The sequence below is a fragment of the Oceanibaculum pacificum genome (assembly GCF_001618175.1).
Lineage (GTDB): Bacteria > Pseudomonadota > Alphaproteobacteria > Oceanibaculales > Oceanibaculaceae > Oceanibaculum > Oceanibaculum pacificum.
In genome coordinates this window covers 1-13,392 of record NZ_LPXN01000173.1, presented here as the reverse complement: position 1 = coordinate 13,392, position 13,392 = coordinate 1, and the positions used below count along the sequence as shown (strand labels likewise).

Annotated in this window: 6 protein-coding genes; 1 reads left to right on the top strand and 5 read right to left on the bottom strand. The window is 54.4% G+C overall.

The features are described 5' to 3' along the window. A partial coding sequence (locus AUP43_RS18010; protein WP_157089420.1) for a beta strand repeat-containing protein occupies positions 1-3,943 on the top strand: 3,943 nt, incomplete at its 5' end. Positions 3,944-3,948: 5 nt separating this feature from the next. On the opposite strand, the gene AUP43_RS18005 is transcribed toward AUP43_RS18010, so the two are convergent. The 5 genes from AUP43_RS18005 to AUP43_RS17995 form a co-directional block, all read right to left on the bottom strand. Next, entirely contained in the window at positions 3,949-4,506 is a 558-nt protein-coding gene (locus AUP43_RS18005) for a recombinase family protein (protein WP_067560276.1), read from the bottom strand. A 255-nt stretch (positions 4,507-4,761) separates the two neighbouring features. Continuing rightward, entirely contained in the window at positions 4,762-7,461 is a 2,700-nt protein-coding gene (locus AUP43_RS18800; protein ID WP_198154964.1) for a glycosyltransferase, read from the bottom strand. A gap of 165 nt (positions 7,462-7,626) precedes the next feature. Continuing rightward, positions 7,627-8,535, bottom strand: coding sequence for a sulfotransferase family protein (locus tag AUP43_RS19135; RefSeq protein WP_157089419.1), 909 nt, complete (start codon positions 8,533-8,535; stop codon positions 7,627-7,629). Next, on the bottom strand, positions 8,532-9,305 hold the full coding sequence (locus AUP43_RS18795; protein ID WP_084462909.1) for a class I SAM-dependent methyltransferase: 774 nt from the start codon (positions 9,303-9,305) through the stop codon (positions 8,532-8,534). The genes AUP43_RS19135 and AUP43_RS18795 overlap by 4 nt, the downstream gene beginning before the upstream one ends. Before the next feature lie 2 nt (positions 9,306-9,307). Continuing rightward, on the bottom strand, positions 9,308-13,135 hold the full coding sequence (locus tag AUP43_RS17995) for a rhamnosyltransferase WsaF family glycosyltransferase (protein ID WP_157089418.1): 3,828 nt from the start codon (positions 13,133-13,135) through the stop codon (positions 9,308-9,310). Between the last annotated feature and the right edge of the window lie 257 nt (positions 13,136-13,392).

Genomic DNA, 13,392 nt, shown 5'->3' with positions numbered 1-13,392 from the left:
CGACGGCGACGGCGGCACCGTCACCCGTACGGTCAATGTGACCGTGAATGCGGTGAACGACGCCCCCACGGCCTCCAGCACGAGCATCACCACCAATGAGGACACAGCCGGCACGGTCGACCTGTTCGCGCTGGCCGGCGACATCGACAGCGATCTGGATTTCAACTCGATCACCGTCACCCAGCCCGCTGAGGGCGGCGCGGTGGTCTACAACGCGGCCACCGGCGTGGCGACCTTTACCCCGACCGCCAACTGGAACGGCGCGACCAGCTTTACCTACACTGTAAACGACGGCGACGGCGGCACCGTGACGCGCACCGTCAACGTCACCGTGAACGCGGTGAACGACGCCCCGACGGCCTCGAACACCACCATCACCACGAACGAGGACACGGCCGGCACCGTCGACCTTCTCGACCTGGCGGCGGACGTCGACAACGTGCTGACCGGCGCGAACATCACGGTCGGCGACGCGACCAACGGGACGGTTGTGTACGACGACGACACCGGCGTCGTGACCTACACGCCCGACGCCGACTGGAACGGCAGCGACAGCTTCACCTACACGGTCGACGACGGTGACGGCGGCACCGTGACGCGCACCGTCAACGTCACCGTGAACGCGGTGAACGACGCCCCGACGGCCAGCGATACGACCCTGACCACCAACGAGGATACGCCGGGCACGGTGGACCTCTTTGACCTTGCGGCGGACATCGACAGCGACCTCGACTTCACCTCGATCACCGTCGGCGCGGCCACCAACGGCACGGTATCCTACGACAGCGACACGGGCGTCGTAACCTACACCCCCGACGCCAACTGGAACGGCTCCGACAGCTTCACCTACACGGTCGACGACGGTGACGGCGGCACCGTGACGCGCACCGTCAACGTCACCGTGAACGCGGTGAACGACGCGCCGACGGGCGCGAACAACACGCTGACGACCGCCGAGGATACGCCGCTTGGCTTCGCCGGGGCCGACTTCGGCTTCACGGACATCGACGCAGGCGACTCCCTGAGCGCGGTGCGGATCGACAGCCTGCCCGCCAACGGCACGCTGACGCTTGACGGCGTCGAAGTGGAGGCCGGCGATATCGTTCTGACCGCCGACCTCGCCGACCTGGCCTTTACGCCCAATGCCAACTGGAACGGCTCAACCGGCTTCACCTTCTCGGTCCGGGACAGCGCAGGCGCGTTCGACCCCGCGCCCAAAACCATGGACATCGCCGTCACGGCCGTCAACGACAACCCCACGGCCTCCGACACGACCATCACCACGAATGAAGACACAGCCGGCACGGTCGACCTGTTCGATCTGGTCGCCGACATCGACAGCGCCCTCGACTTCACCTCCATTACGGTGGGCGCGGCCACCAACGGCACAGTATCCTACGACAGCGACACGGGCGTCGTAACCTACACCCCCGACGCCAACTGGAACGGCAGCGACAGCTTCACTTATACGGTCGATGACGGCGACGGCGGCTCCATCACCCGCACCGTCAACGTCACCGTAAACGCCGTCAACGATGCGCCGACAGCATCCGACACGACCATAACGACCAACGAGGACACGCCGGGCACCGTCGACCTGTTCGATCTGGTCGCCGACATCGACAGCGCCCTCGACTTCACCTCCATTACGGTGGGCGCGGCCACCAACGGCACAGTATCCTACGACAGCGACACGGGCGTCGTAACCTACACCCCCGACGCCAACTGGAACGGCAGCGACAGCTTCACTTATACGGTCGATGACGGCGACGGCGGCTCCATCACCCGCACCGTCAACGTCACCGTAAACGCCGTCAACGATGCGCCGACAGCATCCGACACGACCATAACGACCAACGAGGACACGCCGGGCACCGTCGACCTGTTCGATCTGGTCGCCGATATCGACAGTGCCCTCGACTTCACCTCGATCAGCGTCGGCGCGGCCACCAACGGCACGGTATCCTACGACAGCGACACGGGCGTCGTAACCTACACCCCCGACGCCAACTGGAACGGCTCCGACAGCTTCACCTACACCGTCGATGACGGCGACGGCGGCACCGTGACCCGCACGGTCAACGTCACCGTAAACGCCGTCAACGATGCGCCGACAGCATCCGACACGACCATAACGACCAACGAGGACACGCCGGGCACCGTCGACCTCTTTGACCTCGCGGCAGACATCGACAGCGACCTTGACTTCACCTCCATCACCGTCGGCGCAGCCACGAACGGCACCGTCAGCTACGACAGCGATACCGGCATCGTCACCTACACCCCCAATGCCAACTGGAACGGCTCCGACAGCTTCACCTACACCGTCGATGACGGCGACGGCGGCTCCATCACCCGCACCGTCAACGTGACCGTTAACGCGGTGAACGACGCGCCGGTCGGCGCGGACAACACCATCACGATTGACGAGGATGCGACGCATGCCTTCACCGTTGCCGATTTCGGCTTTACGGATGTGGATGCGGGCGACAGCCTGTCGGCCATCCGCATCGACAGCCTGCCCGCCAACGGCGCGCTGCTGTTGAACGGCGCGGCCGTCCAGACCGGTGACGTTGTGTTCGCCGCCGATATACCGAACCTGACCTTCACGCCCGATCCCGACTGGAACGGCGGTGCGCCCTTCGCCTTCTCCGTGCGCGACGGCGCGTCCGTCTTCAGCGCCGCCCCGTCTATCCTGACCCTCGATGTGCGCGCTGTGAACGATGCGCCGGTCGCGGCGGCGGGCGATCTCTCGACGGACGAGGATCTGATCGTCGGCATCGACCTGCTGGCCCTCGTGTCCGATACCGATAATGCGCTGGACGGCCACGCGATCACCGTCGCTCAGCCGGCAGCGGGCGGCAGCGTCCGCTACGATCCGGACAGCGGCACCGCCATGTTCACGCCGGATGCGGACTGGAACGGCGATACCAGCTTCACCTACACCGTCGATGACGGCGCGGGCGGCGTGGCGACGAATCTCGTGCGGGTGAGCGTGGAATCGATCAACGACGCACCGACCGGGCAGGATAGCGATTTCACCGTCGAATCCGGCACGGCGCTGACCTTCGCGGCTGCGGATTTCGGTTTCGCCGACGCCGATGCAGGCGACGCCATGAGCGCCATTCGGATCGACGCTCTGCCCGATCACGCCGCCCTCATGCTCGACGGCGTCAGGATCGTGTCGGGCCAGATCATCGCGGCGGAACGCATTGCCGATCTCTCCCTTATGGCCGATGCCGGCTGGAGCGGACAGACAGCGCTGACCTTCTCCGTCCGCGACAGCGAGGGCGCGTTCGCCAATAGCGCAAACGCGATCACGGTCCGGGTCACGCCCGCACCGAGCCAGCCCGTATCCTTCCCCCCTGTATTGGAGGAATGGAACACGCCGCGCGATAGCCTGATCGCCCGGCAATCCGCCAAGGACGATACATCGACCGTCGGCGCGCAGCAGAGCGACGAAGCGGGCACGGCCATACCGACCGTCGAGACGAAGGCCCGCGTCATCCGGCTGCCGGCCGGCCTCGGCACCGTGCTGGAGGAGTGGAAGCCGCCCTTCAGGAGCAGCAATTACTATCTCAACCTGCTGAAGGCGACCGAGGGCGACGTTATGGCGATAGCCCTCGAACGGCAGAGCGATATTGTCGCCGAGCTGCTGGAAGGAACGGCGCTGTCCCTGCGCGTACCGCTGCCATCGGTTTTCGAGGCATCCGAGGTACAGAGCGATGACGGCCAGATTCTCAACGAGCTGGCGCCGGGAGCAGGTGACGATGCGGCCGACGAAGTCATCGGCAAAGAAGCGTCGGAGACAACAGATAATCCCGATGAACCAAAGCCGATCCTGGCCCGCTTCACCGGCTTCATGGACCAACTGGCGCAGGAACAGGCGCGGCTGAAGGCGGATGGCAAGGCGTTCGCCAATATCACTGCCGAGAGCGAATAAGCGCTTTACACGCGATCCTTCAGCGCCCGGTACAGCGTCGCGCGGCTGACCCGCAGGGACCGCGCCACGGCGACCACGCTCTGGCCCGGCTGCTCCATCAGCAGGCGGGCATGGGCGACCTGGCTCTGGGTCAGTTTGGGCTTGCGGCCCATCCGCTCGCCGCGCGCTATGGCCGCGCGCATCCCGGCGCGGGTGCGCTCGCCGATCAAGTCGCGCTCGAACTCGGCCAAAGCCGCCATGATATGAAACACCAGCCGGCCGCCCGGCGAGGTGGTGTCGATATTCTCGGTCAGGGATTGAAAGCCGATATTGCGCTCGCCGAGCTGACGGACGACCTCGATCAGATGCGCCAGCGACCGCCCCAGCCGGTCGAGCCGCCAGACGACCAGTATGTCGCCGGACTCCAGCTCGGTCAGGGCTTGCTGCAAGGCCGGCCGGTTGCGCGCCGCGCCGGATATGCCGCTATCTTCGTATAGTCTGAGGCAGTTCGCTTCGGTCAGCGCGCGACGTTGCAGATCGAGGTTTTGTTCTTCAGTGGAGATACGCGCATAACCGACTTTCATGCATGTACTCTGGGTCGCCATTTTGAGACGCGCAAGCCAGCCCACCGACCGACGCCAGGGTTATCCCCGGCTGAATCGAAAAGGCGTCGCAGAACGGAGCCTTTGTGAGATGTGGAGATCGACGGAGGAAGAAAAGTGACACCAGCAGACGGACAAATTACTAAGAAGCATTATTTTGACTCAATCTGAGGATAGCCCAGGTTAATCCAAATCTTCTCTAATCCGTCTACCGTCATAGCAAGCTGAATTGAGAATTCAATTTTGCGCTTCCTGCAGTAAAAAACTTACTTCCACTTCTGGGGCAAAAACCGCGAAACTTAAACGAAGGAATTCAACAAAATCCTGAGACCCGGCAATACTTCTATCACCAAGGCTGTTTTTCAAATGCTCAGCCAAGTACTGGAAGCGTTCTTTTTTTGGCCAAGGCGCGTTTTCATATTGACCATGACGCTCGTAATGAACTAAGCCCATCTTGAATTCCCCCCGCACAACGGCTGCGTCGATGTCGGGTCGTGTAGCTCGGTATTCGTAGTCTGCTGTCTTTATGGCCTCAATGAAGGCCTGGAATGCCTTTTCTATTTTTCCATTCGCATTCAAAGCTTCAGTTAGGAGTAGGCGTGGCTCCAAAGCATGTGAATCAATATGAGTCCAAAGTAATAAAAGGTCGACCGCGAACAGGGAACAACGAGTCCAAGCAATTTTGGCTGTCCAGGACGCAATTTCCCGCAAGGGTATTTCACCCAACTGACGGGCTTGGACAAGGATATCGTTTAGTAATTTACCTTCACCAAGACGGATGGCCTCTATCGCATCTGCGCGCAAGCGCCTAATTTCCGCTCCTGGCGCACTCTCCGGCACTTGGAGTAGAATCTGTTTGCCGAGTTCCATTACATTACGAGAAACAAGGATAGAGGCCGCAGCATCGATAGACTGCCAGGAATCTGGGTCTCGTTGCGCCAAAATAGCAAGATTGTTATCCTCATTATCGTCTCGACTTTTTTCTCGGGTCGGAACAAGCAGCCCATGCGCCACGACGAGTAGCTCAGCCATATCAGGTCCGAAATGATCTAAGAACGCGCGGAGTGATCGTGATCGGTTAGCTGCCTGCGGGGTCACTGAACCCAATGATGAAGCCTGACGCCTATACCAATATAGTGCCTCTGGAATGACCAAAATATCTTTTTCTTGTAGTATCGCGCGCAGAAAAAACTCAAAATCTTCGTGTCCAACACCATAATCTTCAGTAAAACAACCTATTTCTCTAAATACACTGCGCTTTATCAGGGCGCTGGTGTCACTAATGGAATTCTCAGCAAGAGCGTAACCCAACGCGCCTCCGACCGGCAAATAACTATCAATGATTTTCGTGTTCGGCCCCGGCATGTCATTGCCCTCAAACACTGACGCGAAGCATGTGACAATATCGGCTCCAGATCTTATGGCCGCAGTAATAAGTGATTCCACCAACTCCGGCTTCGCCACATTGTCGTCGTCGAGAAAAATGAGGTACTCACCTCTGGCCTCGGCAGCCGCCAAATTTCTGGCGCGGCCAGGAAAACCATTGGTAACCCGCTTAATGAGCCAGCCCATTGTCTCGGGATGAGTTTCCAACTTGGCCAAGAGTTCGTCGGTTTCGGGTTCAGCGGAACCATCGTCAATAAGGATTACCTGGATGTTGCAATATGTCTGCGCCAAAATACCGCGCACCGCCTGCAGTAGAAGCTTTGGTCTGCGATAATGTGTCAGGCAAAGGCTGACAAGTGGTTGCACCTCAGGCAACTTCTTACGGGAGCGCTGCAGCTTAATTTTACTGACTAGCGTCAGCAGTCCTTCCACCCATTGTGCGCGGTTATCCGCTGGCGAGAAGGAAAGCTTGGCCTCAGGCAACCTCCCCGATAGCGCCGTACCAATTCGGTCCGCAAGATCGTTAGGATTGTCGCTAAAGAGGTGTGTTTCGCGGTGCTCCGGCGCATAAAGTTCCGCGATACCCCCGACATCGCGGGCGATCACTGGTACGCCAGCCATGAGGCATTCATAGACGGTGTATGGAGAATTCTCGACGATAGACGGAACAACGGCAAGACAACGACGCTGTGTAAGAATACGTAAAGCCTCAGGCTGGTTAAGGCGGCTGAGGATCTCCACCGGCATCGGCCAGTCACGCGAGCGCCGCGCTATGTAGAGTGCTGCATGTTCTTCCCCGACGAAGCCGAATTTACCAAGGAAGACGACGCGCTTTGGCGCTTTTCGGTGGGCTACCAGGCAATCGATGGCTGAACAAAATTGGACAAGGCCCTTACGGTACTCCAAACGACCAAAAAAGATGACTTCTTCAGGCGGACTCTGCGCCGGGACCAATGCCGGCGTCACCAAAAGGTTCGGCTGAACTAGCACTCGTTTGGGCAGCCTGAAGCCCCTCCCACGCATCCACTCCAGCAGGTAACGACTTGGGCTGAAAATCGCATCCGCCATCTCGATGCTGCGACGCTCGATAAAATAGGTGATGGCGTCAAGCGGGTCTCGGCGACGGGAGGTGTTACCGAGATCACTCCACAAGGTGGGCCCATGACAAATTACGGCGAAGACGCCGTGCTGTCGGTGAGCTAGTCCTGCCCGGCGCGCCATCATCGGATAGAAGCCCATGCCCTGCCAATCCATGAATAGGACGACGTCGAACTCCTGTTCCTTAAGCCAATCATGGACAATGCGGCTCATTCGTAACAGAGGGTGCGGTGGAAAGATATTCGACTGAGCTGCACAATCGGCCCATTCCTCAGCAACTACTAGGTCGATGCCCTGACAGTAGTAGCTCGCTTTAACCTCTTCTAGTTCTCTCCATCTGGTAAGTGCGCCGACTTGGCTAAAGAGCACAGTGACAGCAGCGCCATCTGCGGCAAAGGCTTTGGAAAGCTCAGTACATGCTGTACCAATACCACCGTTCCGCACAATGCCCACGAGGTCGGTCGTGACTATGCAGATGCGGAATCTGCGGTGTTGCCTCGATCTCACCCTAAGATGACCCCCTGCGGACATCTGTCCCCCTATAAATAAAACAAGGCAAGAAGTAGATTGTCATTCAATTTTGGTTTTGAAAATTGCGTGTTTTTCATTAAAAATTTATCATAACAAGTATATGGAGTCCCTTGTTTTTTCATAAAAACTTGAATTAAGCAGTCTTTTCACATAATAAGAAATTTCTGTATTGTGTAACTCGGTAATTCTTAGCCTATCCGCAACAACTTCATGAAGACAGCCAAAATCCGAAAACTCTCGAAACATATTCTCCATAAGAAAAATCCTAAGCGCCTCCTCTTTTGGCGGACGCTTCATGAAATTTTCAACACCAGAGGATATTGACAAAAGAGAGGTGGTCATTTTTATTTTACCAAACTTCAGAACAGCCCATTGAAAGAGCTTAATATCATTTTCAATTCTTTGAACATCTATGTTAAGGTCAAAATTATATTCGCCGGGATTTTCCCTCCCGACAAATGGAAAATCACCTTTAAAATCCAAAACAAAATAAAATATATCTCTTATACTTTCCTGAACATCTTCGACAAAGAATACATAATTAAAAGACTCTAAAACCCTTTGAGCTTTTTCAAAGGGCGAACACTTTTCGTACTTACCTGCAATGGTCGGAAAGCGATCAATAATGAACCAGCACATAGGGTCAGTTTTCTCTTGGAGAAATTTATCTATGTCCAGCTCACCTCGCCCCTGATCGCGTCTCAACTTTGCCGCAAAAATCACTTCGCTTTTCAAGCGCTCCACCGGATCCCGAAGGCAAGTAAACAAGAAGAAAGAGTTAAATTTATGGATCATTTCTTCATGGATGCTATGCCCCCAAACAAAACTTAATTCATCTATATTTTTATACTCTAAAAACTCGGGATTACCATCAATCCAGTTCTGAAGAAAAGATGTGTTTTGGTAGACAGCACCTGAGGGTAATAAATCCTTGGCCATCTTAATAATTGATGACCCCGCACATTTAGGGATGTGCAACCCAATTGCAGTTGTCATACCAAGGAAGATCCCAATGGGCGCTGTAGAATGCCCAGACCACAGGGGTCAGTATATATAGAACCGTTCTTCCATTTAGAGTTTATGAGCATTGCTTGGCAGGAAAATTCATCCAAATGTTCTAGAAGAGCAAGTTTTACGCCGCCTCTATTATCAACGTCATAGGATTTTGCTATATCCGAAACATCATGAAGAAACATAAATCCTCCTGGAGAAATCTCTTTCCACCAAATATTTATTTCTTTCACTGTATGAGAGTAAGTATGGGCCGAATCTATAAATACAGATTCTATAGATCCAGAAAAATATTGTCGAGCGTCTACAATATTGGCTGGATCTGAGGAATCTCGTAGAACACAGTGAACATAATTCCCCAATCCAAATCTTTGTACCCATTTAAGGGTATACTCGTGAGCTGTTTCATGAACATCCATGCTATACATTGCATTTTTAATGCCCATGTACCTAAAAACTAGCCCAAGAACGATGGTCGAAAAACCAACATAGTGTCCACATTGCACCATAGAACGTATCCCTGACCCCAATAGGAACCCTGCGACGGTGGACATAGTAGTAAAACCACTCGCGCCATCCCCATAAGGCCACTGTTCCTGGGTTTCGGTGTACCATTGATACAGTAAGGCTCTATCCTTTCCCGTCATTAAATTAAATATAAAAGGCGGATAGCCATGGCGTTCATGCTTGAACCAACTGAACCTCGCATCACCCTCATGATTGGCGAGTGCCTCATAAAGCTCTTTGCTGTTCATACCTAAATATTCCTGTCTGAAGGATGGCAGCTTAAATATTTTTGCCAGCGACAAAAAGATGTGACACTAGGAATCTTTTCCTCCGCAGCGATAACTGCGGAATCCTCATACAGTAGCTGAATATTGTGTCCTGTGGGGTGGCCTTTCTGAAGAATTTCCGAGATAGCATTACCGATAACGTCTTGTTCCCACAATAGGGATCGCGACTGGGTTGAATATATGCATGTTTGAGAGCGTTCCAGACAATCGATCTCGTTCTCCAGCACATTGAGCATTGCCTCAGCTAAAGATGCGTCACTTTGGAATGCTAAAATGGCAGTACCATCCTTGTGATCGAGCAGATTGTTGTAGCGATATAAGTCAACGGGAATGGTGCCCGCTGCCATCATCTCATAGGGGATACGGGAGGGGTTCGACATGCTAATGCAGAGCCCGACCTTGCATCGGTTATAAAGCATATTGATCTCCCTGAGATTCTGGATAAGGCCGAGATTTTCGACTTCAAAGTCAACATTCTCAAGGGGAAGGTCGGATCCGTAGACATAAACTTTGGTATCGGGACGGGCGTGTTTCAAACGCCGCAGCGCATTGATGCCAAGGACGGGGGCCCGTCGTGGCTTGTCTGGCTGATACAAAAAGCAGACAGCATTCTCTCTGACCACTCCAGAAAGTGGACGGTATACGTCGGTATCAACGCCCAAGCCAGCCGGCACCGCGTCCACGCCGAACTGCGTCCGCAGCAAATGCGCAAGCCAGTTCCCGATGGTGAAGTGCTGCAGGCCGTAGCAATAGCTGTTCTCCGCCGAGACATAACCATCGCTTAAAGGGTTGAACCCAGCTTCAAAATCCTGGACAAGATATCCCTTAAATGGGCAGGGGTGCTCTGCCACATAGGCAGCTGAGTGTGCGATAGTGGCTAGGGCAAAATCCACCGGAACCGCCCGATCCCAGCCGACGAATACATGGGCCGGGGTCCCCTGTAGATATTCCTCGACGCACCCAACACCTGCACCTTCGGATTCCAAGTAAATAAAGAGTTCGATGCCCATTTTTTGAACGTGCCGAGCAACGTTAAAAATAGTGCGATGACCACCAGAACCGATGAGCGGCGAAGGAACGTAGATTGCCATGCGCGGTGTAGGGCCATGACGTCCGATCAAAGCTCCCCGATAATGGAGGCCAAAGTCCATCGGGAGCGCTCTTCGATCCTGCGGTGAGAGGGCTTCGTAAAAGGAGCGCACAGGTTCAAGCGCAAGTAGGCCAGCCTTCCAGTGGCTTTTTTCTAAAAAACGACTCGTCGCCGCATGCAAGCGATGATCCGCCAGCCCTTCGCATTTGCGTGCTAAATCGGCCACCGTAGTCATGTCGGTAGTTTCTCCTGTACCGAAACTTTCATTGTGCTTCAGTTCGAAGAAAGCCCGGGCGATAGATGACGGCGGGGCATTTAGAAACTCTCGGGCTTTGCTACGCGCAAAACTACGAATGTCAGCACTCAGAAGTCCGTGTAGACGAATGTAATCGCAAACTTCCTTGCTTCCTTGAATTATTCCAGCCTGTAACGGTCGAATATAATTCTCTACTACTGCTTCTTCGCCCTCAATGATCTGCCGTTGTGCCTGAACACCGCTTGTAGACTGCTCGTAGCCTACAACAGAGCCGCCAAGACCGTTGAAGAGCATCTCTAATGGCGCGATATCCTCGCCGTCCCAGCAGTACTCATATTTATTGTAGTTAGCCAGCCATCCATCCTTACCGCTATTGCTCGGCTGATCATTAAGGAACTTGAAAAGGCCAAGGTAACAACCGTGAACGTGCTTCTTAGTTAGGTAACACAGGTTATCCTGAATTGTACCTCGCCAGCCGATGTCAACGATCAAGGCTGTCTGAGCATCATCCAGAAAACCCTCCTGCTCTAAGTAGGCGGTTAAATTGCGCTTTTGGTCCTCAAGGTGGCCTTGAAGGGCATTCTGAACTTCTGGGTTCTCCAGCACTGCGCAGAAACGCGGATCATTCCAAGGCATATCAACTACTTCGTCTAGGTCGAGCCCCTGACGCTGAGCCGCAGATATGACAGTGACTGCATCGAAGTTTAAAGAATTACAGAATGCCCGGAGTGACTGCTTGGAATATTGGTTCCACAGACGCATTAGTTCCTGCGTCCCCACCGATCGGAGCGAAGCGGCAAACGTGGCCAGCCTGCTGACTTCTAGGAGTCGCGGGATTGGATAGGTGTCAACACCCAGGCTGTAAGGATCGAGGCTGACGATTTGCTCATACAGTTCTTTGAGGAACTGCCCTTCACGAGTAAAGAAGTATATCTTCCCAACGTCAAAGCGCAGCGCCGTTTCGATGACGTGCATGATGAAGCCTGCAGCGATGGGAGCCAGACGCACGCCTTCTTCCGTTAAGGCCGATGAATCAGCCTTATCACAGACGGTCGCGGCAAGCTCTTCAATCACCCTGTCTAAGGCTTCATGGTGCAACTCCTGCTTCCCGTTAAGGAACCCCTCATAGGCGCGCTTTTGAACTTCCTGCTGTTCCTGTTCGGCAGGTTGCAAATAGGAGATACTACGAATGCCCAGCCTTTGCGGCACAGCAATGTCGGCAATGGGATTGTCGCCAATGTGAAGAATTGCCGAGGGGGAGATTGAGAACTCTTGCATGATCTTATGAAACAGTTCTCCAGAACGCTTATTCATGTACTCATCGCACGAACTGTAGCCCTTAACGAAGGTGCAGCCAGCACCATGCGACGCCAAGAGACGCATAATAACGGTGCTCTCTAGGTAAAAATCCGATGTAAAGATTGTCTGAGGTAATTGTGTTTTCTCGCGGAACAATTTGAAGGCAGGATCAATACGAGTGCTACGCTTCTCAGCTTGAAATTCGTGTTCTAAAACTGCATCACGCAAGCGGTAGACACGTTCGGCCGGAATTGCCGGCTCTAAGACATCACGTAACCAGCGCTCTGCTGCCATAGAGAAGCGGTACTCGAAGTCACGTTTCGGAGCAGCCTCATTCTCTACTTGTATACGTCGTCGCAGGAGCGCCAAAAGGCTTCGGTAGGCAGGACGAATATCCCAGAAGCAGCTTAGGTACACATAGCGTGCTGACTGCAGCTTGATCTCGTCAGGATAACAGTCACGGCGGAGGATAGTATCCCAGACGTCGAGAGACAGGAGTTCAATTCCATCTAAATCCGATTGCTGGACTGGAAAGGGTTCCAGAAACTGCTGGCTCTTGTCCGCAGCTTCTCTGCTACGCCTCGCGTCCCGTAAGATCTTCGTGTTTCGCTTGCCGCTTTCAATAAGGGCCCACTCTTCTTCCCGATTTCGGGCCAACCCAGCCGTAGCGCCAGTGCGAATGAAATGCACAAGAGGCTCCATGCCTTCAGGAATCTGATTTCTGTACGTCCGCACATACCAATCAGGATCAAATGTAGGATTTGGTCGAAACCCAGATTTACTTCCTTTTGCGAGATAATGAACCAGAGGATTGACGCTGTTTGTCTCGGGGTACTGCTCCCGATACCATTGGACTGAAAACATTGGGTGGGGGTCCCGGCCCTCCATTTGGCCGTGACAAACAAAATGAAAGAAGGGCGGCATGCCGGCTTCTTTCACGTCTGGGTTCCGCTCAATATAAAAAGCTGACGAGAAAAGAGGATGCGGGTCAAAGCCCTTCCTCCAACCGCATTTCAGAAAATCGTCAAGCGCCTCCCGTTTTCCCGACCAAGATTGACCTGTCCGTTGCTCATACCACTCCAAGTCAAACAGAGCCATCATGTCAGCGTAAACTTTTGACATCTTCACTTCGTCTCTACTCGTCATCTATAATTTCCAAATTTCTAATTAATAATCTGTGTCGCAAATTAGACGCCAATGTGAGTTACGATTTCCGGGAGCAGATCAGCCTTCTTTCTCACAAGTGGAGAGATTGTAGATTGCGTTGCCACCGACACATGCTCAATAGTTTTCAGTGCAGCAGAGTCGCTTATCGTCTAGCTCAGCCCTCGGCTGACATCCATCTCTCCATCCAGGGGCCTGCGGCCCCCATCGCATCAAGGCCAAGCCCTCCGCAGGCGCTG

Coding starts and splice junctions, on each gene's coding strand:
- AUP43_RS19135 (WP_157089419.1), bottom strand. CDS start 8,535: ATGACAACTGCAATTGGGTTGCACATCCCTAAATGTGCGGGGTCATCA.
- AUP43_RS18795 (WP_084462909.1), bottom strand. CDS start 9,305: ATGAACAGCAAAGAGCTTTATGAGGCACTCGCCAATCATGAGGGTGAT.
- AUP43_RS17995 (WP_157089418.1), bottom strand. CDS start 13,135: ATGACGAGTAGAGACGAAGTGAAGATGTCAAAAGTTTACGCTGACATG.
- AUP43_RS18005 (WP_067560276.1), bottom strand. CDS start 4,506: ATGAAAGTCGGTTATGCGCGTATCTCCACTGAAGAACAAAACCTCGAT.